This is a genomic window from Pseudomonas sp. PB106 (genome assembly GCF_009764645.1).
Classification (GTDB): Bacteria; Pseudomonadota; Gammaproteobacteria; order Pseudomonadales; family Pseudomonadaceae; genus Aquipseudomonas.
On the sequence record NZ_RWIM01000131.1, the window covers coordinates 44,406 to 67,304 of the forward strand.

The window sequence follows — 22,899 nt, forward strand, 5'->3', positions numbered from 1 at the left end:
CGCTGCTTGATCGTTCCCACGCTCCCGCGTGGGAATGCAGCCCGTGACGCTCTGCGTCACTGGACGCAGTGCGTCCCAAGAGGCATTCCCACGCGGAGCGTGGGAACGATCAACTCAGGTAAGCCGGTTCACCGGCTCGCGATTATCGTCATCCTCGGCATGCAGAAAGATCACTCGCGGATGCTCCAGCGGTGCCAGCGGCGGCGGCAATTCCTCCTGCTGTACTGGCCAGAAATGCGTCACCACATGACTGATATCGCCTTCCTGATCGTTGTGAATGGTCATCACCCCGGGCGTGCGCAGCTTTTGAAAGCGGTCATCGCAGAGCTTGAAGCTCCTGCTCAGCCCTTCGTCGTCAATCACCGGCGACGGCAGACGGCGCTGGGCGAAGCTGCGACTTTTGCGCTGCTGATAACGCGCCCAACTGATCAGAATCACCGCGTTGACCAAGGCCACCCACAGATAAATCTGCAGGGTGCCCAATGCATCGAACGCCGAGTTGTCGACGCCCGGTCCACCCACATGGGGTTCAATCAATGGCCACAGTCCGCGTATCAGCAGGAACAGCAGGCCCACCCACGCCACTACAGTAAGAACCACATCGACCACGACCAGGAAAGGCCGCTGGCGGGTCCGGATGATTTTCATTTGATGACCTCCTCTTCGTCGTCGCCGATCGGTTTGATGCCCCGGTCGGGACTGACCCAACGCGCGCGTTTCTGATGTTGGCCGAACAACACTTTGGGGAAACTGACCAAGGTCGTCAGCAAACTGACAAACCAGAATGCGATCGGATACCAGACCACCCAGAACATGGTCTTGCCCAAGCCCGGTTCGTAACGGCGGTCGATGATGATGCTGACCGCGAACTGCACCAGACAGACAAATGCCAACAGCAGCCCGGTGAACGCCGGCGGCATCAGGTGATCGACAGCGATGGCTTCCGGCATCACCACAAACTTGCCCACGCCCCAGAAGATCACCGATAACAGGAAGGTAAACGCCCAACCGGTCGACAGGCAGTATTCGAACAGCAGCGGCCACAGGTAACGATGGCGGTACTGCCAGATGCCACGAATGTTTTTGAACAGCACTTCGGCGCCACCCTGGGCCCAACGCAAACGCTGCTTCCACAGGCCGCCGAGGGTTTCCGGCATCAGAATCCAGCACAGCGCGCGCGGCTCGTAAAAGATGCTCCAGTGATCGAGTTGCAGCTTCCAGCTGATGTCGATGTCTTCGGTGATCATGTCCGGGCTCCAGTAACCGACCCGGTTCAGTGCGCTGCGGCGGAACGCGACGATCACCCCGGAAACGGTGAAGATCCGCCCGAAGACCCGCTGAGTCCGTTTGATCAACCCGATGATCGACGAGAATTCACCGACCTGAACCCGCCCGACCAGCGTCGAGCGCGTACGAATCCGTGGGTTGCCGGTCACTGCGCCAAGCCGTGCGTTATCCAGCATCGGTGCGACCAGATAGGCCGCGGTGTTCGGTGCCAGCAGCGCGTCACCGTCGATGCACACCAGATACTCACTGCGCGCAGCGATGGCGCCCATGCGCAGCGCGACAGCCTTGCCTTGGTTTTCCGCCAGATGCAGCACGCGCAACCGTGGATCTTCCTTGGCCAGCGCGTCGAGCACTTGCGCGGTGTTGTCCTTGGAGCCGTCGTTGATCGCGATGACTTCGATGTTCGGGTAATGCTGGGCCAATGCCGCGTGAATGGTATCGGCGGCGTTGTCACCTTCGTTGTAGCAAGGGATCAGGATCGAGATCAGCGGCTCGCCTTCGAGCGGTGGCGGCAGGGTGTCGTCTTTCCACGGCCAGTGGCGCTCCCAGTGCAGCCAGAAATACAGGCCACCGGCGATCCACAACCCGGACATGAACAACGGGTAGAAGAACACGAAGTCCATCAGGAACTGCCCGGTGACCAGGAAGATCAGTCCCAGCGGCACGCCGAGGACGAGCGCCAGAACAAGCAGGGCTAACAGTCTATCCAGCATGTTATGGATTCCATTTGTTGGAGAGTGCAGGCCTTACGGTTTTCAGGTCTGGCAGGTTGTCGAGGAAGTTGTCCGGGTAGTAACCGAAACTGGTCGCGCCCTGACGCTTGAGGCGCCCCATCCAGTCCGCCATCACCGTCGCATCAATGTCGGCCTGGTCCTTTTTCGTCCAGTCCCGCGCCTGCAATTCGAACACTGTGCGATCCAGTGCCCCAGGACGTTTTTTGACGATTTCGACAAGTGCTTCCAGCCACGGGCCGGACTGCGCCTGCGTCTGTTTTTCCATCAACGGCATGGCCATTGGCGCCGTCCAGTCGTAGGTCGCGAGGAAGTCGTCGAGGTTCTGCGCGAACCACGCTTCGCTGGCCGGATTGATCATCGGCTCGGCGAAAATATTGCGCGCGGTCTGCACTTGCGGGCCACGAATGGCGCGGACTTTGGCAGTCAGCTCGTTAGTGAAATCGATGAGGTATTTGCTCTTGAAACGCGTCCAGCGCTGCATCGCCGCCGGATCATCGCGAAGTGCGGCAATCGAACCCGGCAGACCGTTGGCGGCGTAAACCTTCAGCGCCTGCGGGCCGGCGTCTTCGAAATCCGAAAGCACCGCATCGTCGTGATAAATAATGCCGTCGACCGACGTCAGTCGCGCCACGTCTTCGTAGATTTCACCGATGATCCGCCGCACTTCCGGATCGAACGGCGACAGGCGTTTGTACTGATCCGGATCGACTGATGTAGTCCCGGTTTTCGGATCCCAGCGCGTCACGCGTGGCAGCTTCGAATCGAGGCCGAAACTCAGCACCGGCATCCACGCAAACACTTTCACATGAGCGCGGGTGCGCAGTTGCCAGGCGACGCGGTCGAACAAGTCGGCGCGCACCGGCAAATGACGGTTGGGGAAGTACAGCGAATGCACCAGGCCATCGCCCTTCGGATCGGCAAAGGCTTGCAGGAACACCGTGTTGGCACCGAGGTCAGCCATGCGCTGCACCAGTTTGCCGAGATTGATGTCCTGTTGCGCCGGATCCGGGTCATAGACGTTGTCCAGATCGACATGCACCACGCGCATGGCGAAATCGGACTGCACCGCCACCACGCTGTTAGCGAAATGCTCACCGTCTGGGTCGGAGGCGACGAGGAAGCGCGGGCTGCTCATCAGGTTATCGAGTGAGTCGAGGCCGTCGTCGAGGGTCAGGGCCATTTCATAGCCCTCCTCGCCCACCACGGTCAGCGAAGTGCCGTCCGCCGTGCCGTACGGCCAGACCCAGACACGCGGTTTCTTGCCGGTGACCTTGCGGATTTTCTCCGAGATGTTGTTCACGTCAGTGCGAATCCGCGCCTGGAAATCGGCCTCGGATTCATAACGTTTGGTCACCGGATCGTAGCGCCGGGTCGCGGCAGCAGGCTGCATGTTGCCCTGCGGGTTGGCCAGAATCCCTTTGTGGTTGGCGTCGGTATGCGCGGCGATTTCCACCAGACCCGACTGCGAGATTTCGCGCACCTGATCCCAGGTCAGAAAGTCGGAACGCGCACGCGGGGCACCGGCGAAATCCACCGGTTGATTGAGCGGCGTGTCGATCCAGCTGCCGACCGGCGCCAGCAGCGCATGCCAGTTGTAGGCGCGCAGTACCGGCAGGACGCGGGTATAGAAGCTCGAATAGCCGTCGTCGAAGCTGAGCAGAATCGCCTTCGCCGGCAGCTCCGGGCCGCCGTTGCGCGCCGCCATGATCTGGTCGACCGTGACCGGTTTGTAGCCATTTTCACGCAGCCACGCGAGTTGCTCGATCATGCGCTCGGTGCGCACCGCCACCACGGCCTGATCGGGGTCGCGGTCTTCGACATCGTGGTAGGCAATGCCGAGCACGTGGTTTTTCGGCCACGGTTTTTCACTGGCCGCCAGCGGTCGCTCGGACGGCGGCGCGAAGGCCGGGGCTTGCTGGGCGCAAGCGCTGATCAACAGCACTCCCAGCAGAAGGATGAAACGCGAAATCAAAGGCATCTTCAAACTCTTCTAGAAGCGGAAAGTGAGGTCGACGAGCAGACGCAGATCGGTCTCCCGATCACCGTCGTAAGGCCGGTTGATCACACTGAACAGGCCGCCCACCTCAAGCACGTCATTCCAGGCGTAGCGCTGGCCATAACCGAGCAGGCCCATGCCGCCGGTGCCGTGATCGCGCTGACTGTACGTGCCCGCACCGGCCTGGAATTGCTGGCTCCAGGAGGTTTCGTAGCGGTGGTAGAGCACGTGATTGACGTTGACCAGCGGCATCACGCTGAGATCGGATTTTGGATTGAAGTACGGCACGTCATCGGATTTGGAGTTATGGCTGGTGCCGACTTCCAGACCCGCATCGACCTGCACGTTCGGCGCGCTGTAAATACCCTCGCGACCGGTGAGCAAAGCTTCGACGCGGTTGTTGCCGTCGCTGAAGTGCGATGGGCTGACCGACAGGCGCCACTCGCGGCTTTCGTTGGCGCGCCAGCGGATGAAACCGCTGCCGCCGTTGGCCTTGATGTCGCTGTTGAGTGCGCGCAGCGGGGTTTGCGCCGAGAGGTATTCGAGGCTGCCGCCGTACTGCCAGTGGTCATTGATGTCGCGTGCGATCGCCAGGCGCGCGCCCTGTTTGTCGCCGAAGCCGTAATCGTGATTGGAGACTTCGGCTTCGAGAGTCATGTCGCGGGTGCGCCGCTCCAGACCAACTCGTTGGAAGCGGTGGTGACCAGTGCCTTCGGTGAAGTCGCCTGTGGCATAACCGGCCCCGGCAAACACCCGCCAGTCTTCGTCGATCGGCGGACTGTAAAGGGTGGTCTGGATACCGAAATCGCGGCTGCCGCTGACGGCGCCTGCATCGCTGTCGCCGCCACCGTTGGCCTTGCCACCGTAGGCTTCGACGCGCAGTTCGGACATGTCATGGACTTCACGCTCGCGGGCCAGACGCTGCACTTGGCGGTTGTCCGGATAACGCGCGACGACGTCGTCGGTCAGCGCATCCATTTGCCGCCATTCCTGCAGTTCCATGGCCGTATGCGCCTGACCAATTTCCAGGCCCATGTCGCGCGGCACCATGCTCTCGGTTTCCTTGAGCTGCATTTCTGCGCGACGCGGCCAGTTGCGGGCCAAGTACAAATCGGCCTGCGCCAGACGCAAACCGATGTTGCCCGGCGCCTGATCGACCAGGGCCTGCAAACGCTCTTCACCGTGGGGCAGATCGGAACCGTAGGTGCCGGCCTGCGCCGCCAGTTGCTGGGCGTCCATCCATTCATCGTTCGGGTTGCCGACGGGCAAGCCCTTGAGTTCGATGCGCGGGCGTTGCGACTTGGCGGCGTCCTCGGCGACTTTGCGCGCCTCGTCGGCACGGTCGCTTTCCAGCAACGCGTAATACAGCGCCGTGCTGTCTTCGAGGCGATTGCCGACATCGGCGTCCGGGGCGGAAAGTACCTGACGATAAAGATCGGTGGCGATTTCCGGCTCGCGTTGATCCAGATATGAGGCGGCGACCCAACGCATCGCGTAGGTCGGAATCTTCACGCCTTCGGCTTGCAGCTTTTGGTATTCAGCAATGACGTCGGCAGTTCGCGCGCGGGCCTTGAGCGCACCCATGCGGTCGATGCGCCAGCGGGTCACGTCTTCCTTGGCGCTGGCGTCCGGCGTCCAGGTGGCGAGGAGTTTGTCGTAATCGGCCAGCGCACGATCGGCGATGACGTAGCGTTCTTTTTCGCTGCGACTGGCCATTTCGGCGAGGCGCACACGCTCGGCGGCCAGATCACCTTCGAGGCGACGTAGCGTGACGGGATCAATCAGACCCGGACGTTGGTTAGCCAAGCGCAACGCGGGTTCTGGCAGACGGGCCTTTTGCAGCGCGACCACGTATTCACGGGCGACTTCCGGTTTGTTACCGGCGCGTATAAAAGCCTGATCGTATTCGAACAGCGCATCGTACTGTTTGCCGGCGCGAGTGAGCGCGTAGCCGAGCGCAAGACGGCGCGAAGGGTCATCGGGTTTGGCTGCGACCAGAGACTTGGCGCGGGTCACCGCCTCGTCAGGTTTACCGGCGTCAGCCTGAGTCAGGGCCAAGCCCAGTTGCAGGTCAGCGTTGTCCGGATCCAGCGCCAGGGCCTTGTTGTAGACCTGGCTCGCCTGATCCCAGCGCTTGAGATTGCGGTAGGCGCGGGCGGTGGCGGTCAGTGCCTGCACCGGCAGCACGCGATCACGGCCCTGAATTTCATAAACCTGCACCACTTCGGCGTCGAGCCCGGCCCAACTGGCGATTTGCAGGTGATCGCTGATCTGCCCGGTGGTCGATTGACCCGGCGGCACTTGGCGCAAAACCGTCAGCGCCGGCGTGGTTTGTCCGGCACGGGCATCACGCACCATCTGATCGTAGGGGGTGTCGGCAAACGCCAGTGCCGGCCAAAGCAATTGGCTGCACAGCGCAACGCGGAACAACGGGCGTAAACCACGATGCAATACAGGAACATCAATACGCGGCATTCGTCAGCATCCTTACATGGCCAGCCGGGTCGCAATGCCCTCCTTGCCCATTCGTAACGGTGGCCGAAAATGACAGCACTCGGCCAAGCTTAGTCAGGCAGTCTTGCACGCAAGCGTAGACCAAAATTCAGAACACAATATTTGTTCAGAATCGAAGCGGCGATTCGGCCAAGACGCCGACAACCCGAACGCCAGACAGCAAAACGCCCGGCGTCTGGAGGATCCAGAGGCCGGGCGTTGCTATTTAGAACGCAGAATTACTGCACTTGCGTGACGCCGGCGAACTTGCTCATCAGGAAGCCGACGAATTGCTCGACGGTCATCTTCTGGCCGTTGAATTCGACCTGATTGGCGGCGTAATGCAACTTGGTCACGACGTTGGTGCCGTCGACGACGGCCAACTGCGAACCCACCGCCATGCCGGCGAACATGTCGGCGGCTTCCTTGGACTGATCGACGATGGCTTTGGCGTCAGTCTGGCCGTCCAGCTGCGCCTGCACGCTGAGCAGATCGACCAGCATCGGTTTGGACACCTGGATATTCAGGTCAAGCAGCGCAATCAGCTGTTTGCCCAGTTGATCCGGCGGCAGATCCATCGACTGCGGCTTGGTCAGGTCGATCACCAGGTTGGCCTTGCTCTCGCCGTTGGCGGTGTTGAACGAGAGGTTTTCCAGGGCAAACTGCGGGCCGGCGGCCAGCAGTTTCTGCAGGTCGGCTTTAACCTGAGCATTTTCAGCTTCGGTGAGGTTCAGCTCCGGCGCCGGCAAGCCTTGAGCAGCGGCTTCGGCAGCGGCTTTTTCATACGGCTGTAGTTTGGTCTGGTAGATCTGCATCAGCGACATCGTCGATGGGATGTCGAGGTTCTTCAGGCTCATGGCCATGTTGGCCGAGCCGATTTTCTTGTCGTTGAGCGACACCTCGCCAATCTTGTAATCGGCGCGACCGGAGGCACTGCTGCCGTTTTCTTCGGTGAGGTTCTTCATTTCAAACTTCTTCACACCCAGCACCGACTGCTTGGGCCCGAAGGTGGTTTTGCTGTCGGTCAGCTCCAGGGTGTTTTCGCCGGTGTAGTAGCCGAAGCTGCTCTTGGCGAGGTTGCTGGCCAGGGTCAGACCGTTGAGTTCGACCTGCACCGGCGCCTGATCTTCAGCCACGGTGACCAGTTTCAGGTTGTCCATGTAGCCGTTGGCTTTGACCTTTTGCGCCTGGGCGCTGGCGGAGATGTCCATGGTCAGGCCGGAAAACTTCAGGCTCGATTGCTCGTCCAGCGCGGTTTCAAACGGCAGCAGTTCGAGGGTGCTGGTGGTGGATTCGTCGTAGCCGATGCTGGTCACACCCTTGAGCGGCGCCGCGCCCTTAGTGGCGGCGAACCATTTTTCAGTGGCAGGGCTCTTTTCCAGTTCGTAATTGCTGGTGGCCATGACTGGCAGCCACTTCAGCGAAACCAGACGCGAGAACGGCAGCGGGCCATGCTCGATGTGGTCGACGAAGAGCAATTCGACCGGCTTGTCGCCAAACATCTCGCCTTCGCCCTTGAGGCGGTAGTGCGCGGTGCTGGTGAAGGTGTGGCGATCGAGCGACACCAGTTCCAGAGACGCGGTGCCGTTGGAACCGGCCATGGCGGTTTGCAGCTCTTTGTTGGCGTTGCTGACGGCGTTGTTCAACACGCCTTCGATCTTGGTCCCGGTGTACCAGGCCCCGCCTGCGCTGATCGCGCCAATGGCAACAACAATTCCGAGGAGCACGCCTGCTGATTTATTCATGAATGACCTGATCGATTTCCGTGGCTGTGAGTGTGGTCGTCTTCCCTGAACCCGTGACCGGGTCGCGGCTCGACTCCGCTGAAATTAGCGATGGAGATTAGCACCGGGTGTGCAAGACGGCCCAATGTTTAAAGGTTAAAGAGTGTCTATGGGGAGAGTGGACAACCGACAGGCAGTGAGAGTTTCGCAGTTAGCAAAACCGCCATCGCTGGCAAGCCAGCTCCCACAGGGATCTTCAGCGAACACAAAATTTGTGCACACCACGTCAACCTGTGGGAGCTGGCTTGCCAGCGATGAGGCCAGATGATTCAGCCGAGAATCAGGAATACTGAACCTCGATCTCATCCAGTTGATGATCAAAACTCTTCAACCGCGCAGTCCACGTATAAACCAGCACTTCAAAATCCCGATCGATCACCGCCCCGCCCGGCCCGTCGGCGCGTGGATCGCAGAAATCCAGTTGATAACGCTCGCGGGCCATGGCCGTGGCAACATCGGACAACTCGCGGGCGTTGTTCAACCAGTGCCAGCCCTCGTTATCGATCTGCTTGTCGAGTTCCAGGCACTGCTTTTTCAGCGCTTCGAGGCTTTTTTCCAGCGGCGTGCCGGTGAGTTCGCCCATGACCTCAGCGAACGTGCGCCCCGGTTGCCAGTAGCTGCCCCAGAAATACCGGTCGAACACGGTTTCGACCCGGCGCAAGGCGACTTTGGTGTCCCAGATCAGCACCAGGGTCTTGCCCTGTTCGAGCTGGCGTTTCTTGACCCGCTGCACCTGAACCGATGCCCACGCCACCACCACAATTGCCATGACTGCGATCAGCGCGACGGCGCTGTCGAGAAAGACCATGGCCTTGTCGATCTGATGGGCCAGCATGATGCCGTAGAAATAGGTGGCCGATAGCAGCACCAGCGCTACCAAGGCGCACCAGAAGCCGAGAGCGTAAGGGTTTTTCATTATTGGTTTCCCCTAGACCAGCGCTAGCAATGTGCGCTGGAAGGGTGCTTTGCACGGGGCGCCCTTCCAACACTTCAAAGCATAGCTACGGCCTCAGGGTTTGCCCGGGCTTGGAGCGTGCGTTCGTCCGCTTTCCCAACCGCCGCCGAGGGCGAGGAACAAATCGATCTGGCTCATCGCAACCTGGGTGTTGGCGGCGGCCAGTTGCGCGGTGACATCGGTGTAGGTGCGGGTCGCTTGCAGGTCGGCAAGAAACGACTCGCGACCGGCCTGGAAGAAGCGGTGCGTCTGGTCGGCGGCGAGTTTCGCCGACTGCTCGGCATCGGCCAGTGCATCGCGGCGTTGCAGCAGCGCGCTGTACTGCGCGAGGCCGGTCTGGGTTTCGCGAATGGCGTTGAGCACCACGCCGTCGAAGTGCGCCAGCGCGCCTTGGGTGGTCGCTTCGGCTTCACGGATGCGCGCACGGGCGCCGTTGGTCGGCACTTTCCAGCTCAGCGACGGGCCGAAACCCCAGCGATTGGTCGACGGATCACCGAGGTCGTCGATGATGCCGACGGTGCCGATGGTCGCGCCGATGCTGATGTCCGGGTACAGCTCGCCGGTCGCGACGCCGATCCCGGCGGTCGCGGCGGCCAGACGTCGTTCAGCCTGACGAATGTCCGGGCGACGCTTGAGCAGAGCGGCACCGTCACCGACCGGGACCAACTGAGCGATTTTCGGCAATTCGGCGCAAGTCGCGGTGCCCGCCGGCAATTGATCGACCGGTTTCGCCAGGAGCATCGACAGACGGAACAACCCGGCCTGACGCGCCGCTTCATAGCGCGGCATGTCGGCGCGCAGGGATTTGAATTGGGTTTGCGAACGGGTGACCTGGGTTTCATCGCCACGGCCAGCGTCGCGCAGACGCTGGATCAGCGTGGTGCCTTGGGACTGCAGGTCGAGGGAATGCTGGGCGATTTCGCGCTCTTCGTTGGCCGCGCAGACTTGGGTGTAGGCGCGCACCACGTCCGCTACCAAAGTGATCCGCGCGGTATCCGCTGCGGCTTGCGTCGCGTCGGCATTGGCCTTCGCGCCCTCGATGCCACGTTGCAACGTGCCCCACAGGTCGAACTGGTAAGAAGCGCTGATGCCGATATCGCCGATATTCGCCACCGGGACTTTTTCCGGCAGCAGGAATGCCTGACCGGATTCCTGCAAACGCTGGGCGCCCATTTTCACGCCGCCGCTCCAGCCACCGGCGGCTTCGGCCTCATCGACCTGTGCACGGGCGCGTTGCAAGTTGGCAGCGGCGACGCGCAGATCGGTGTTGGAAGCCATGGCTTGCTGGACTAGCTGATCCAGACGCGGGTCTTTATACAGCCGCCACCAATCCGCCGGCACCGGGGCGGAAACGACCGGTTTGCCGGCCACGGCCAGTTCGCCCTGAAAATCCTTGCGTTGCACTGCCGCGTCTTCCGGCACGTGATAGTCCGGGCCGACCATCTGACACGCCGACAACATCACGCCCAACCCGGCGATCATCAGGGCCCTGCTCATTGCGCGGGCTCCTGCTTTTTATCGTCGACCTTTGAGTCTTCAATGATCGACACCGTGGCGGTACGCCCGGCGATCATGCGGAAATCTTCCGGCACATCGTCAAAGGCAATCCGCACCGGAATCCGCTGCGCCAGCCGCACCCAGCTGAACGCCGGGTTAACGTTGGGCAGCAGGTTGCTGCCGCTGGTGCGGTCGCGGTCTTCGATACCGGCGACGATGCTTTCGACATGCCCGCGCAATTTCGCACGGTCGCCGATCACGCGGATGTCCACCGACTGACCGACATGAATGCCGTCGAGTTTGGTCTCTTCGAAATAGCCGTCGATGTGGAAGGAATTGCTGTCGACCACCGACAACACCGGACGCCCGGCGGTGACGAACTCCTGCGGACGCGGCGCGCGATCGTTGACGTAGCCGTCCACCGGGCTGCGGATCACCGAGCGGTCGAGGTTGAGCTGGGCGCTGTCCACGGTGACCATGGCTTCGGCCAGTGCCGATTGCGCACGGGCGACCTTCGATTGGCTTTCTTCCAGCTGCTCGGCCGGCACCAGGTTGCCGAGGCCACGGTTACGCTTGGCTTCGCGCTGGGCCTGGGCGAGGGTTTCTTCGCGGTCGGCGACAGCCGCCTTGGCCTGACGCAGTGCCAGTTTGAAGCGGTCCTGGTCGATGCTGAACAGCACTTGGCCGCGTTTGATCAGCTGGTTGTCCTTCACTTCAACCTGCTGGATCAACCCGGAGACGTCCGGGGCGATCTGGATGATGTCGGCGCGAATGTGGCCGTCACGGGTCCACGGCGCGAACATGTAATACATCACCATGCGCCAGACGAGGACAACGGCAAAAGTCACGATCAGCAGGGTCAGTACCACGCGACCGATGGTCAAAAACGGTTTTTTCATGTCATCAGGTATCGACTGAGTGAGTCCACGCCGTACAGAAGCACGGCGTAGAGGGCCACGTTGAACAATGCCCGGTGCCAGACCAGACGGTAAAAGTGCACGCGCGTAAGCACGGCATGCACCAACAAAAACAGCACATAAGTAATGCCCATCAACACCAGCAGGGTCGGCAGGAAAATGCCGCTGATGTCCAGATCACCGATCATAGGGGCGCTCCATCGGGCAGCGGTTCTTCGGGCTCGGCGCTGGAGACGAATTCGACGCCGGGCAGCAACGCCAGACGCAAACCGCTCAAGGCGTGCAACAGGTTTAGACGGGTTTCATCGTCGCCGTGGCCATTGAGTGCGCGACGGGTGCGATCCAGGGTCATCAGCAAAGGAGCAGGCGCCGGCAAGCGTTCGCCAGCCTTGAGGCAGGCGCGAAAATACTCGCCGACTTCACTGACCACTTGCTGCAACAAAACGTTCGGCGCGCCGGTCACCCGTGGGGTGTAGGCGAGCAAATCGAGCAAGTTCAGGCCCACGCGCACTTCGCGCATGGCGATGCCGGTGTCCTGGCCGGTAAGAGCCAGACGCGGCAAGTGCTGCATCAACCGATCAAGCAACTGCACGCCCAATTTCCGGTGCTCGGCGAGGTTGGCCGGCTCGGTCATGTGGACGATGTCTTTCCAGCTGAAACGGGTCAGGCGCTTGGCCGCCAGTTCAGCACCGAACGGGCGCGCCACCAGCGTCCAGATAAACGCGAACAACAGACCGATCGGCCCCGCGAGGTTGGAGTTCACGAAGGCGAAAAAGTCCGCGTCGTAAGCGCCTTGAATGCTGATGAACGACGAGGTGTTGACCAGCGTCAGCAGCATGCCGAGGTAGAAACGCGGCTGCACGGTCAGGGTGCCGACACAGATAAACGGGATGGAAAACGCCAGCACCAGCATCGGAAAGTCATGCAGGTTGGGCAGGATCAAAAACAGATACAGGCTGGCGAACAGCACAGACATGCCGGTCCAGAAAAAGAATCGGTAAATCTGCGGCGCCGGGTCATCCATCGAGGCGAAGAAGCTGCACGCCACCGCCGCCAGAATCACCGCGCTGCCGCCGTCCGGCCAGCCAAGCAGAATCCACAGCACCGACGCGGTGATGATCGCCAGAATCGTCGAGGCCACCGAATACAGCATCAACCCACGATCAATGAACGGTGTCAGCCGACCAAGACGCCAGTGGCGATACACCGCGCGCCAGTTGTCCTGGCGTTCACAGAGAATGGCGTCTTGCAGGCTGCGGCAGTCCTGCCACAGATCGATGAACTCGCCGAGGCGATAGATCGAGTTGGAGAACAGCAATTGCCGGCGATCTTCCAGCGCTTCGGCGCTCGGTTGCAGGGCTTCGAGCTGATCTTTCAGCGCTTGCCAACGGTCGAGATCGGCGTCTTCATGACCTAGCCATTCGCGGGTCGCGACGAGCAGCGGTTCGAACTTTTCTACAAGCTCCGGCGTGCGCCGTTCGAGGGCGTAGAGCGAGTCTTCAAGCGCATCGATCACCGGCAATAGATGAATCATCCGTCCGCGCAGTTCTTTGGTGTTGCGCACGGTTTGCGGTCGCGCGCCTTCGTGGGGCAACTGACCGATCATCAATTCGAGGCTGTTGAAGTTGGCGACCATGGCCATGCGCAGCGCGGTGACTTCTTCGGGCTGCACGTCGCGGCTGAGGAATTTCAGGCTGTAGGTGGTGGTGTCGGCGAACCACTTGCTCACGGCGTCGTTGAACACCGGCGCCAGACGCCGTGGCCAGAACATCGCGCCGACCACCGCAGCGACGGCGATGCCGAGGAAAATCTCTTCCGTGCGCGCTTCCGCGACGTCCCACACCGCCAGCGGGTTATCCACCACCGGCAAGGCAATCAGCGGCAAGGTGTAACCGGCGAGCATCAGCGCGTAGCTGTTGGCGGTGCGCAAATGCAGGGACATGAACAGCAGAATCCCCGTCCACAACGCGATCACCACCACCAGCACATACGGGCTCTGGACGAACATCGGCACGAAAAAAACCGCCGCCGCTGCACCGAGAAAAGTACCGATGGCACGGTACAACGCCTTGGAACTGGTCGGGCCGAGAAACGGGCTGGAGACGATATACACCGTGGCCATCGCCCAATACGGACGCGGCATTTGCATGAGCAAGGCGATGTACAGCGCGATCATCGACGCTGCAAAGGTGCGGATCCCGTAGAACCAGTCACGGGCGGGCGGAATGCCGGAGAAAAAACCGTTCAAGAATTGATCACCACAGGCGGATTGGCCGCCTCAAAAGCTCTGAGTACCCGAAGCGTAGCTTCCAGATCGCTCTGGTCGATGCCCTCAAGCACCTCATGACGCAAGCGCACCAGTTCGATCTCGACCGCTTGCACCAGTTCACGACCGGTGTCAGTCAGGCTCAGACACTTGGCGCGGCGATCCTGGGCATCTTCGGTCCGGCAGACGTAGCCGGAATGGCACAACTGATCAAGCAGACGCACCAGCGACGGACTCTCCATCCCGGCCGCCTGCGCCACCTGCACCTGCCGCACACCCTCGCCCAGACGCCCGATCATCAAGAGCGGCACGGCGCAGGCTTCGGAGATTCCATAGTTGACCAGCGTGGTCTGGCAGATCTTCCGCCAATGCCTGGCGGCCACCACCATGGCACTGCTGATGTTCATCTGGAGAGCGTCGAGTTCGTTCGGCACGGGAAAATGCACACTGTTAGTTTGCTAACTATCAATATCGCATTGGAGGGGAATTTCAGTCAAGTTTTGAAACAAATTGCTCCATTGGTCGCCCGCCCAAACTCGAGCCTATTAACCTACGTACTGACGATGTATATACGTCGTCATTACCAAAATTCTGAAGGAGCCTGCAGATGTCAAAACAAGCCGTTTTTACAATGAAGCTTGAACCGGAGCTGCGTGAGCAGTTCATGGCTGAGGCGGAGGCATCTCATCGTCCTGCCTCACAGATCATGCGAGAAATGATGCGTCAGTTTGTTCGCACACAACAGGAAGCCCGAGAGTACGAAGCCTTCCTGCAACGAAAAGTCGACCTTGCAAGAGAATCGATGGCAGCCGGTGAAGGCGTGTCCAACGAGGAAGTTGAAGCGCAATTCGCCGCCAGGCGCAGGCAGGTAGAAAATCAAGGATGAAGATTATCTGGAGTAAAAATGCCGTACAGGATCGCGAAAAAATCTGGGACTACCTTCACGCGGAAAATCCAGGCGCAGCGCTCGACATGGATCGCCGCTTCACCGAAGCGGCTTCGCGCCTGGCCCACAACCCCAAAATGGGCCCGGTTGGCATCATTGCCGGAACTCGCGAATTGATTCCCCATCCTAGCTACCGTCTTGTTTACCAGTCAGATCAGGATGTGATCTGGATTATGGCGCTGGTTCATACGGCACGGGCCTGGCCTTTCCCTAAGTAGCGATTAGCCCGCCCGCCCCTTCCGCAACATCACATTCAACTGATCCACCACCTCCGCCCAATCGGCGTCATCCAGAATCTCGTCCCGTAAAAACTGCGACTGGCTCTTCGTCCAGAAGAACGCATCCGCCAAATGCAGCTCGGGTTTGAGCGGGGAGTGGGTGGCGATGAATTGGTCGATGCTGACCGGGTCGTTGTCCAGGCCGAGTTGTTTGAACAGGGATGGCAGGCTGTGAATGGGTTGTTCCATTGCTGAACTCCTTCAAAAATGTGGTGCGTGGACTCAACTCCCCCGAGCCTTGGAGTCTAGTTCGGCAGGTATCTGATGCAGGGAAATCCGCTCGCCGGACATATCTTCACACTGATCAAAATTCAACCAGTACAACCCTCAACTAGACTGATAGAACCAGCCCATGACGCTCGCGGAGGGTCACGTGAACAGCCGTTGTTGTGCGTTTGCCTTGCTCCTGTTGCTCAGCGGCTCAGCCCTCGCTGCCGAAACTCCGCTGCCGCCGATGAGCCCCGTCGGCCTGTGGCTGATCACCTTGGGCATCGTCTTTCTGATCGCTGAAGCCGCGCTGCCCAATTACGGCGTGATTGGCCTGGGCGGGATCATCATGTTCGTCATCGGCGCGCTGATTCTGAGTAACGCCGAATTGCCGGTGCCGATGATGATCGGCCTCGGCCTGATCAGCACGCTGTTGTTGCTCGCGCTGGTGATTCGCGCCCTGAAAACCCGCCCGCGCCACGCCGTCAGTGGCGATGCTGGCCTGCTCGGCAGCGTGACCGCGATCACCACCGTGCAACCGGATAACGCGCGCAACGGCTGGGTGCAATTGCAAGGTGAACGCTGGCAAGTGCTCAGCGCGACAGCGCTGCACACCGGGCAATCGGTGCGCGTGGTGGGTCGCAAGGGATTGTTGCTGCAAGTGGCCGCGACTGACGCGGCGCCGCTCGGAGAGTGATCATGGGTCTGCAAATCGGTTTTGTTGCACTGCTGCTGTTGGTGATTGCCCTGGCCGGGTCGACGTTTCGCATCCTGCGCGAATACGAACGCGGCGTGGTGTTCCAGCTCGGACGCTTTTGGCAGGTCAAAGGCCCTGGGCTGATCCTGTTGATTCCGGTGGTGCAGCAAATGGTTCGCGTGGACCTGCGCACCGTTGTTCTCGACGTACCGCCGCAGGATGTGATCACCCGTGACAACGTGTCGGTGAAGGTCAACGCGGTGCTGTATTTCCGCGTGCTCGATCCGCAGAAGGCGATCATTCAGGTCGAGGATTTTCTCTCGGCCACCAGCCAATTGGCGCAGACCACCCTGCGCGCCGTGCTCGGCAAACACGAGCTCGATGAACTGCTGGCCGAGCGCGAGCAACTGAACATCGATATCCAGCAAGTGCTCGACGCCCAGACCGACGCGTGGGGCATCAAGGTCGCCAACGTCGAAATCAAGCATGTCGACCTCAACGAATCGATGGTGCGGGCCATCGCCAAACAGGCCGAGGCTGAGCGGGAGCGGCGGGCCAAAGTCATCCATGCCGAAGGCGAATTGCAGGCCTCGGAGAAGCTGATGCAGGCTGCCGAGATGCTCGGTCGTCAGCCAGGGGCGATGCAGCTGCGTTATATGCAGACCTTGAGTTCGATTGCTGGCGACAAGAGTTCGACGATTGTCTTTCCGTTGCCGATCGAGTTGCTCAAGGGCATGGCGGATTTGTCGGGTAAAACATAAGGCTCAGCCGCCCGTGGCTTTCGGCACGAACAACCGCGCCTTTACTCCTCCCGCGTGGGTTTCAGCGCTGACCTGCCAGGTCGCGGGAAGTGGTGAGAATTCTTCCGGGCCGTCGACCGATCCAACCAGCCAGACCCGGCCAGCACTGGGCAACTCAGCGAGACTGTCGAGATAAACATCGCCAGTCACCAATGCGCCAAATCCGTATTGATTCGGTTGCGTCGACTGCCCGCTCGTTGTCGGCGGCGTATAAAGGCGCACCTTCGCACCCGTGCGATCGTAATAGACGTAGCTCAAATACCAGAGCATGTCGCTGGTGACGATGCGATCACCCGGCAGGAAATGTTGATTGACGTAATTTACCACCCGGTCGAGTTGATCATTGCTGTCGACGGTGGCGTTGTTGTTCACGCCCACCAGTTCGACACCGATCAGCGCCACCAGCGCCGCCAGTGCGAGCAACCTAGCCTGACTGTACAAACGGTCAATCGCCAGCGCCGCCAGCATCGGCAAACCGAGCGCGTAGGCAGTCAAGTAGCGCTCGATAAAAACCGGCGTGATAAACGACACAACGAACACCAGCAGCAGCGGCATTCCGGTGTACAACGCCAACAGAATACTGCCGCGCGACACACTGCGATCACGCATCACCGCGACAACCGCCAGCGCCAGCAATGCCAAGGGCAACGCGGCGAAAATCAGCAGCGGCAGCGTCTCGCCATCGTCCTGAATCAACCATGACCAGATCATCGACGGCAGCGAACTCAGGGTGACAGCAGGTTCCCAACCGACATCGCCGCCAGCCTTGAGCTGCTCCATGTGCTGCATCAAGTCGAGCAGATTGGGCAGCCAGGGCAGATACAGCACGACGATGGCCAGGTTCGCCAGCCACCAGTTCCCGCGCTGGATATGCCCAAAGCGGTAACCGCGCTGGACGCGGATCGCAATCAGATAGAGCCAGTGACACAGCGCCGCAAGCACAGCGAAGTAGTGGGTGTAGAACGCCGCGCTCATCAACAGCGCGTAATACAGTAGATAGCGATGGCGTTGCGGGCGGCGGATCCAGTAGACCAGCGCCACACTCGCGGCGAGCAGCAGTACACCGAGCAGTGCGTACATGCGCACTTCCTGGCTGTAGCGCACCGCTGTCGGCAGCAGCGCCAGCAACAGACCGGCGATAAAGGCTGCGCGGCGAGTGGCCAAGCGATCCACCAGCCAGACGCCCATCCCGACCGCCGCAATGCCGGCCAGCGCACTCAGGCAGCGGATTGCCAGAATGCCGTCACCGAACAGCTCGATCCAGCCATGTAGCAGCATGAAATACAACGGTGGGTGCACATCGAAAGCCGCATGCTTCCAGATTTCGCTCAGCGAGTAGCGCGCCAGCAGCAGACTGGAACCTTCATCGCCCCAGATCGCCGCCGCTGTCAGATCATAAAAACGTACGAACGCGGCCAGCGCCAGGATCGGCCACAGCCAATGATTTTTTACCCAGCGCACCCAGCGCAGACTGCCGAACCAGGAGCCGGGCGCGGCAAACGGGTCTTGCGTGTCGCCCATTGGCGTGACTCGATTGACCGCCATTGCTTCCTCTTGCCGCGCCGCAGCGCCACGAGAGTATGACGCGCCAACCTGCCAATCACTTTAGGTCAGCCACAGCAGAACCGTCGATGTCGGTTTGCGCTTTCACGACACCCGGCAACCCGGTGACGATTTTCTCTTGCGGATACACCGACTCCCATCCCCCGCCCAATGCCTTGTACAACCCGACCATCGCCAGCGAAACCCCGGTCGAGCTCTCAACCCATTGCTCCTGCGTCGCCAGCAACGCGCCTTGCACGGTGAGCACGTTGACGAAATCGACCACGCCTTCGACGTATTGCTGTTGCGCGGTGCGCAGGGCGATCTGATTCTGGCGGACGGCTTCGGCGAGGCTGTCGCGGCGCCGTTGGCTGGCGTTGTAAGCGGTCAGTTGATCGTCGATTTCGTGCCAGGCACGCAACACGGTTTGCTGGTAGGCGACGGCCGCCTCCTGCTGTTGCGCTTCACGCAGTTGCAGCACGCCGCGCAGGCGTCCGCCGTCGAACAGCGGCAGGCTGAATTGCGGGCCGATGCCAAAAGCGCGAGAGCCCCACGAGCCGAAATCGCTGAGTTGCATGGCTTGCGAGCCGAGGTTGCCCGACAGGGTGATGCGCGGATAGAAATCGCCCTTGGCCACGCCGATATTGGCAGTGGCCGCGTGCAGGCGCGCTTCGGCCTGACGGATGTCCGGGCGGCGTTCGGCCAGTTGCGACGGCAGGCCGATGGCGACTTGCAGCGGCGACTGCGGCACGGCGGCGTCTGTGGATAACTCTTTCGCGAGCGCTTGTGGCGGTTCGCCCATCAACAGGCTGATGGCGTTGATCAGTTGCGACTGACGTTGTTCCAGGGCCGGCAGACGCGATTCGATGGCGGCCACTTGCGCGGCGGCTTCGGCGACGTCCAGGTCAGTCGCCACGCCGTCAGCCAAACGCAGTTGCGAGAGTTTCAGGCTGTGCCGGGCGACGTCGAGGTTTTCTTCGGTGACCGCACGAGTGTTCTGTACGCCGCGCAGCTGAATGTAGTTTTGTGCGGTGTCAGCCAATACCGCCAGCAACACACCGCGACGGTCATTTTCGGCGACCTCAAGGTTGGCGTCGGCGGCTTCGGTTTCACGGCGCACGCGGCCCCAGAAATCCAGTTCCCAGGAGGCGGAGAAACCGGCGTCCCACAGGTTGAAAGCGGAATCGCCGTTGTGCCCGGACGGGTCGTTCAGGCCTTTGCCGCTATTGCGTTCGCGGCCGTAACTGCCGGTGGCGGCGGTGTTCGGATAACGCTCAGCACCGATCACTTGGCGGGCAGCACGGCTTTGTTGCAGGCGGCTGCTGGCCAGCTGCAGGTCGAGGTTGCTCTTCACTGCACGTTGGGTGAGCGCGGAGAGTTGCGGGTCGTGAAAGACTTCCCACCAGCGCTCGTTCAACGGTTCGCTGACGGCTTGGCTGGGCGCGGACTTGGCCGGTTTGGCCCAGTCGGCGATTTGTGTGACTTCTGGTTTCTGGAAGTCCGGGCCTACTGTGCAGGCGGTGAGGCTGACCACAAGCAAGGCACTTAAGGTGAGTGGCTGCCACTGGCCCAATCGCTGGCAAGCCAGCTCCCACAGAGACTTTGCAGGTTGTCCAAGAACTCTAGTCCCGCCGAGAAACCCTGTGGGAGCTGGCTTGCCAGCGATGAGGCCAGTCGAATTACCACAAATCATCGCTGAGTCACCTCACGCACCGAAGTCGCCGAACTGCGCGTATCGATACTCGCCTCCACCGACATCCCCACGCGCAACCGTTCGGCCAACGGCTGACCCGGCTCCAGCATGATTTTCACCGGGATCCGCTGCACCACCTTGGTGAAGTTGCCGGTGGCATTGTCCGGTTTCACCGCCGCAAAAGTCACACCGGTCGCCGGGGCAATACTTTCGACGCGGCCACTCAGCGCCTCGCCGCCCAAGCTGTCGACACGCACCTGCACTTCCTGACCCGGCTGCACATCAGTCAGTTGCGTCTCCTGAAAATTCGCCACCACGTAGGCCTGCTTCAGCGGCACCACCGCCAGCAGCTTGCTGCCCGGCGTTACGTAGGCGCCGACGCGCACGGCGCGCTCGCCGATCATGCCGTCCTGCGGGGCGGTGATGCGCGTGTAGGAGAGTTCAAAACTGGCAATTTCTAGCGCCGCTTGCGCATGTTTCAAGCTGCCTTCAGCCGCGTCACGCTGAGCGCTGAGAATATCGACCTGCTTGCGCTCCGCCGCCAGTTTCGCCGTGGCCGTGTCGAGATGAGCCATGGCCTGATCGATGCGGGTGCGCGCCTGTTGCGCGTTCTGCACCGTCCCGGCACCGACGCCGGCCAAATGGTTGTAGCGATTCAGTTCTTGCTGGGCGAAGGCCATTTCAGCCTTGGCCGAAACCACCGAAGCTTGCGCCTGGGCGATCACCGACGTCTGGCGCTCCAGCGTAGCCTTGGCGTTCTGCAACTGCGCTCGCGCCACCAGCGTTTGCGCATCCGCCGCTTCGGCTGAAGCGCGCAAATCGCGATCATCGATCAACGCCAACAATTGTCCGGCTTTGACTTGCTGGTTGTCTTCCACCAGCACTTCCTTGATAAACCCGGCCACGCGCGGCACGACGAGCGTGTAATCAGCGGAGACAAAGGCATCGTTGGTATTTTGCTCGGTGCGTTTGCCGAACAGACCAGGCAGCGCCAGGTACACCAGCACGCCTACGGCCAGCGCAGCCGCCACGGCCACCGCGAGTTTTTGCTTTGCTTGAGTCGTCATAAAAACCTTCTGTTTCAATACAGCCATCAGGTCGGCGCGCGCGGTGGATAGATCCGCGTCGGCAGCCAGAAAATCAGCAGGATCAACGCCACCGCGACGCCGGCCATGCACACATAGAGATCGGAAGAAGTCAGCACCACGGCCTGTACATGCAGGCGATGGGCAAGGCCCGGATCGCTGTGATCGGTCAGCGGCGAATTGCCGAGGCTGTCGACCAACATGCTCGAATGGAAATGCAGGCGCGAGGTGGTCAACGCCTCGATCACGCCGGTAGCGACCACGGCTGACAGGCCTTTCACCGTGTTGAACCACGCCGAGGCAAACGGCCCGTCCAGCGGCGTGATGCTGCCGGTCGACAGCATCAGCAACGGCAACACTGCCATCGGCTGGCCGAAAATCTGCAGCCACTGCAGCACGTAGAAATCGTCACGAATCCACTGCGAAGTCAGCTGTGATCCGCCCAGACACGACAGCGCCAACATGCTTAAACCGATGCCGAGCACCCAGCGACAGTCCACCCAGCGCAGGTTGCACAGCGCCGCCACCAGCGGTAGTGCGATCAACTGCGGCAACGCGGCGATCAACATGATCGGCGCGGTCTGCACCGGGCGATAACCCTGCACTTGGGCCAGATAACTCGACGGAATCAACACCACCGCCAACAACACCACCAACACCCCGGCCAGGGTCATCAAGGCGAACGACAGATTGCGGATGCCGAGCATCTGCAATTTGAAAAACGGAATCGGCTGCGACCACTCGTTGATCAGAAACGCCACCAGCAGCAGCGAACCGGCGCCGAGCAATCCACAGATCAGGCTCGACTCGAACCAGTCCAGTCGATTGCCTTGCAACAAACCGATTACCAGCATGCAGATCGCCGGAAAACCCAGCAGCAAGCCTTTCCAGTTGAACGATTTGAGGCGCTCCAGACGCAGCGGATCTTGCGGCAAGCCATACGCCACAGCGGCCATGGCGATCAGGCACGGCACGATGATTTGCCAGAACGTCCATTGCCAGCCGACGTACTCGGTCCACAAACCGGCCAGCGGTGTACCGAGGCCCGGGCCGAACGTCGCCGTCAGCGCATAACCGGCCAGGCCATAGAGTTTGATGTTGGCCGGCAAAAAGCGCAGCGCGACAGTCATCAGCATTGGCGGCAGCGCGCCGCCGGCCAGACCTTGCAGGATGCGCATCAACAGCAGGCTTTCGTAGTTCGGCGCGAACGGGCAGAGCACGCCGAGCAAGGTGAACAGGCCGATTGCGCAGAGGGTGAAGCGGCGTAGCGAGAAGGTCACCGAACACCACGGCGCGAACGCCATGGCCGCGACCGAGGTAGCGGTGTAGCTAACGACCAGCCAGGTGCCTTCGTCGTAACCGATGTTCAGCCCGCCACGGATGTCGGCCAGGGCCACTTTAGTGACCATCTCGTTGAGGCCCGACACCAGCACCGCCAGCAATACGCCGACCAGGCCGATGATGATCCGCGCCCCGAACACCGGTGGCGTGATCGCCTTCGCCGGGCTGGCCGCAGCGATGGGCGCTGCCGCCGTCAGGGATGTCATGAATACACACTCCGAAGGGAAAAATACCGGAGCATCTTAGTCGGGCTTGGCAATGACGAAAATTGACTTATTGGCAGCTTATAAGTGCGTCAGACGCAATCATTAAAGCAAAAGATCGCAGCCTTCGGCAGCTCCTACAGGGATATGCATTTCAATGTAGGAGCTGCCGAAGGCT

The 22,899-nt window shown here is 60.8% G+C and carries 20 protein-coding genes; 4 read left to right on the forward strand and 16 right to left on the reverse strand.

Annotated elements, in window-relative coordinates; translation table 11 throughout:
* Window positions 1–114: 114 nt before the first annotated feature.
* From pgaD to EJA71_RS18455, 11 genes are all read right to left on the reverse strand, one after another.
* Window positions 115–648 carry a poly-beta-1,6-N-acetyl-D-glucosamine biosynthesis protein PgaD gene (pgaD, locus tag EJA71_RS18405; protein WP_158959086.1) on the reverse strand — a complete coding sequence of 178 codons (534 nt, stop codon included), beginning with the start codon at window positions 646–648 and terminating at the stop codon, window positions 115–117.
* Window positions 645–2,000, reverse strand: coding sequence for a poly-beta-1,6-N-acetyl-D-glucosamine synthase (gene pgaC, locus EJA71_RS18410; protein WP_158959087.1), 1,356 nt, complete (start codon window positions 1,998–2,000; stop codon window positions 645–647). Before pgaC ends, pgaD begins: the two co-directional genes overlap by 4 nt.
* 1 nt (window position 2,001) lies before the next feature.
* On the reverse strand, window positions 2,002–3,999 hold the full coding sequence (gene pgaB, locus EJA71_RS18415) for a poly-beta-1,6-N-acetyl-D-glucosamine N-deacetylase PgaB (protein ID WP_158959088.1): 1,998 nt from the start codon (window positions 3,997–3,999) through the stop codon (window positions 2,002–2,004).
* Between the two features lie 12 nt (window positions 4,000–4,011).
* Complete coding sequence (pgaA, locus tag EJA71_RS18420) at window positions 4,012–6,492, reverse strand: poly-beta-1,6 N-acetyl-D-glucosamine export porin PgaA (protein ID WP_158959089.1); 2,481 nt, start codon at window positions 6,490–6,492, stop codon at window positions 4,012–4,014.
* A gap of 257 nt (window positions 6,493–6,749) precedes the next feature.
* On the reverse strand, window positions 6,750–8,255 hold the full coding sequence (locus EJA71_RS18425; RefSeq protein WP_158959090.1) for a YdgA family protein: 1,506 nt from the start codon (window positions 8,253–8,255) through the stop codon (window positions 6,750–6,752).
* Between the two features lie 319 nt (window positions 8,256–8,574).
* The gene (locus EJA71_RS18430; protein ID WP_158959091.1) at window positions 8,575–9,210 is read right to left on the reverse strand and encodes an NADH:ubiquinone oxidoreductase subunit N; all 636 of its coding nucleotides are present in this window, start codon (window positions 9,208–9,210) and stop codon (window positions 8,575–8,577) included.
* 93 nt (window positions 9,211–9,303) lie between these two features.
* Window positions 9,304–10,746, reverse strand: a complete 1,443-nt coding sequence (locus EJA71_RS18435; protein WP_158959092.1) for an efflux transporter outer membrane subunit — start codon at window positions 10,744–10,746, stop codon at window positions 9,304–9,306.
* The gene (locus EJA71_RS18440) at window positions 10,743–11,645 is read right to left on the reverse strand and encodes an HlyD family secretion protein (RefSeq protein WP_064389057.1); all 903 of its coding nucleotides are present in this window, start codon (window positions 11,643–11,645) and stop codon (window positions 10,743–10,745) included. The genes EJA71_RS18435 and EJA71_RS18440 overlap by 4 nt, the downstream gene beginning before the upstream one ends.
* Window positions 11,642–11,851, reverse strand: coding sequence for a DUF1656 domain-containing protein (locus EJA71_RS18445; RefSeq protein WP_007917703.1), 210 nt, complete (start codon window positions 11,849–11,851; stop codon window positions 11,642–11,644). The genes EJA71_RS18440 and EJA71_RS18445 overlap by 4 nt, the downstream gene beginning before the upstream one ends.
* The gene (locus tag EJA71_RS18450) at window positions 11,848–13,911 is read right to left on the reverse strand and encodes an FUSC family protein (RefSeq protein ID WP_158959093.1); all 2,064 of its coding nucleotides are present in this window, start codon (window positions 13,909–13,911) and stop codon (window positions 11,848–11,850) included. Before EJA71_RS18450 ends, EJA71_RS18445 begins: the two co-directional genes overlap by 4 nt.
* Window positions 13,908–14,336: a MarR family winged helix-turn-helix transcriptional regulator gene (locus EJA71_RS18455; RefSeq protein WP_158959094.1), complete on the reverse strand. Its 429-nt coding sequence runs from the start codon at window positions 14,334–14,336 to the stop codon at window positions 13,908–13,910. The genes EJA71_RS18450 and EJA71_RS18455 overlap by 4 nt, the downstream gene beginning before the upstream one ends.
* Window positions 14,337–14,536: 200 nt before the next feature.
* Between EJA71_RS18455 and EJA71_RS18460 the strand changes: the two genes are divergently transcribed.
* Both EJA71_RS18460 and EJA71_RS18465 read left to right on the forward strand, forming a co-directional pair.
* Window positions 14,537–14,815, forward strand: a complete 279-nt coding sequence (locus tag EJA71_RS18460; RefSeq protein WP_007917706.1) for a CopG family ribbon-helix-helix protein — start codon at window positions 14,537–14,539, stop codon at window positions 14,813–14,815.
* Window positions 14,812–15,093 (forward strand): type II toxin-antitoxin system RelE/ParE family toxin, encoded by a 282-nt coding sequence (locus EJA71_RS18465; RefSeq protein WP_158959095.1) that lies wholly within the window; start codon window positions 14,812–14,814, stop codon window positions 15,091–15,093. The genes EJA71_RS18460 and EJA71_RS18465 overlap by 4 nt, the downstream gene beginning before the upstream one ends.
* A 3-nt stretch (window positions 15,094–15,096) precedes the next feature.
* Here EJA71_RS18465 and EJA71_RS18470 read toward each other — a convergent pair whose 3' ends face one another.
* Window positions 15,097–15,342, reverse strand: coding sequence for a DUF2789 domain-containing protein (locus EJA71_RS18470; protein ID WP_158959096.1), 246 nt, complete (start codon window positions 15,340–15,342; stop codon window positions 15,097–15,099).
* A 184-nt stretch (window positions 15,343–15,526) separates the two neighbouring features.
* On the opposite strand from EJA71_RS18470, the gene EJA71_RS18475 reads away from it, so the two are divergent.
* Both EJA71_RS18475 and EJA71_RS18480 read left to right on the forward strand, forming a co-directional pair.
* Window positions 15,527–16,057, forward strand: coding sequence for an NfeD family protein (locus tag EJA71_RS18475; protein WP_178113719.1), 531 nt, complete (start codon window positions 15,527–15,529; stop codon window positions 16,055–16,057).
* Between the two features lie 2 nt (window positions 16,058–16,059).
* Window positions 16,060–16,818, forward strand: a complete 759-nt coding sequence (locus EJA71_RS18480; RefSeq protein ID WP_041070974.1) for a slipin family protein — start codon at window positions 16,060–16,062, stop codon at window positions 16,816–16,818.
* Window positions 16,819–16,821: 3 nt separating this feature from the next.
* Here EJA71_RS18480 and EJA71_RS18485 read toward each other — a convergent pair whose 3' ends face one another.
* The 4 genes from EJA71_RS18485 to EJA71_RS18500 are packed head-to-tail and all read right to left on the reverse strand — an operon-like array spanning window position 16,822 to window position 22,724.
* Window positions 16,822–18,402, reverse strand: a complete 1,581-nt coding sequence (locus tag EJA71_RS18485; protein WP_158959098.1) for a glycosyltransferase family 39 protein — start codon at window positions 18,400–18,402, stop codon at window positions 16,822–16,824.
* A gap of 55 nt (window positions 18,403–18,457) precedes the next feature.
* Window positions 18,458–20,092, reverse strand: a complete 1,635-nt coding sequence (locus EJA71_RS18490) for an efflux transporter outer membrane subunit (RefSeq protein ID WP_256671774.1) — start codon at window positions 20,090–20,092, stop codon at window positions 18,458–18,460.
* A complete protein-coding gene (locus EJA71_RS18495) occupies window positions 20,089–21,159 on the reverse strand; it encodes an HlyD family secretion protein (protein WP_158959099.1) in 1,071 nt (356 codons plus the stop codon). Before EJA71_RS18495 ends, EJA71_RS18490 begins: the two co-directional genes overlap by 4 nt.
* Before the next feature lie 26 nt (window positions 21,160–21,185).
* Window positions 21,186–22,724, reverse strand: a complete 1,539-nt coding sequence (locus EJA71_RS18500; RefSeq protein ID WP_158959100.1) for an MFS transporter — start codon at window positions 22,722–22,724, stop codon at window positions 21,186–21,188.
* Between the last annotated feature and the right edge of the window lie 175 nt (window positions 22,725–22,899).

Bases quoted from the DNA above. Each gene is read 5' to 3' on its own strand.
- EJA71_RS18490 (WP_256671774.1), bottom strand. From the start codon at position 20,092: ATGATTTGTGGTAATTCGACTGGCCTCATCGCTGGCAAGCCAGCTCCC.
- EJA71_RS18435 (WP_158959092.1), bottom strand. From the start codon at position 10,746: ATGAGCAGGGCCCTGATGATCGCCGGGTTGGGCGTGATGTTGTCGGCG.
- EJA71_RS18425 (WP_158959090.1), bottom strand. From the start codon at position 8,255: ATGAATAAATCAGCAGGCGTGCTCCTCGGAATTGTTGTTGCCATTGGC.
- EJA71_RS18430 (WP_158959091.1), bottom strand. From the start codon at position 9,210: ATGAAAAACCCTTACGCTCTCGGCTTCTGGTGCGCCTTGGTAGCGCTG.
- EJA71_RS18440 (WP_064389057.1), bottom strand. From the start codon at position 11,645: ATGAAAAAACCGTTTTTGACCATCGGTCGCGTGGTACTGACCCTGCTG.
- EJA71_RS18455 (WP_158959094.1), bottom strand. From the start codon at position 14,336: ATGAACATCAGCAGTGCCATGGTGGTGGCCGCCAGGCATTGGCGGAAG.
- EJA71_RS18470 (WP_158959096.1), bottom strand. From the start codon at position 15,342: ATGGAACAACCCATTCACAGCCTGCCATCCCTGTTCAAACAACTCGGC.
- EJA71_RS18495 (WP_158959099.1), bottom strand. From the start codon at position 21,159: ATGACGACTCAAGCAAAGCAAAAACTCGCGGTGGCCGTGGCGGCTGCG.
- EJA71_RS18465 (WP_158959095.1), top strand. From the start codon at position 14,812: ATGAAGATTATCTGGAGTAAAAATGCCGTACAGGATCGCGAAAAAATC.
- pgaD (WP_158959086.1), bottom strand. From the start codon at position 648: ATGAAAATCATCCGGACCCGCCAGCGGCCTTTCCTGGTCGTGGTCGAT.
- EJA71_RS18485 (WP_158959098.1), bottom strand. From the start codon at position 18,402: ATGGCGGTCAATCGAGTCACGCCAATGGGCGACACGCAAGACCCGTTT.
- EJA71_RS18500 (WP_158959100.1), bottom strand. From the start codon at position 22,724: ATGACATCCCTGACGGCGGCAGCGCCCATCGCTGCGGCCAGCCCGGCG.
- EJA71_RS18480 (WP_041070974.1), top strand. From the start codon at position 16,060: ATGGGTCTGCAAATCGGTTTTGTTGCACTGCTGCTGTTGGTGATTGCC.
- EJA71_RS18460 (WP_007917706.1), top strand. From the start codon at position 14,537: ATGTCAAAACAAGCCGTTTTTACAATGAAGCTTGAACCGGAGCTGCGT.
- pgaA (WP_158959089.1), bottom strand. From the start codon at position 6,492: ATGCCGCGTATTGATGTTCCTGTATTGCATCGTGGTTTACGCCCGTTG.
- pgaC (WP_158959087.1), bottom strand. From the start codon at position 2,000: ATGCTGGATAGACTGTTAGCCCTGCTTGTTCTGGCGCTCGTCCTCGGC.
- pgaB (WP_158959088.1), bottom strand. From the start codon at position 3,999: ATGCCTTTGATTTCGCGTTTCATCCTTCTGCTGGGAGTGCTGTTGATC.
- EJA71_RS18445 (WP_007917703.1), bottom strand. From the start codon at position 11,851: ATGATCGGTGATCTGGACATCAGCGGCATTTTCCTGCCGACCCTGCTG.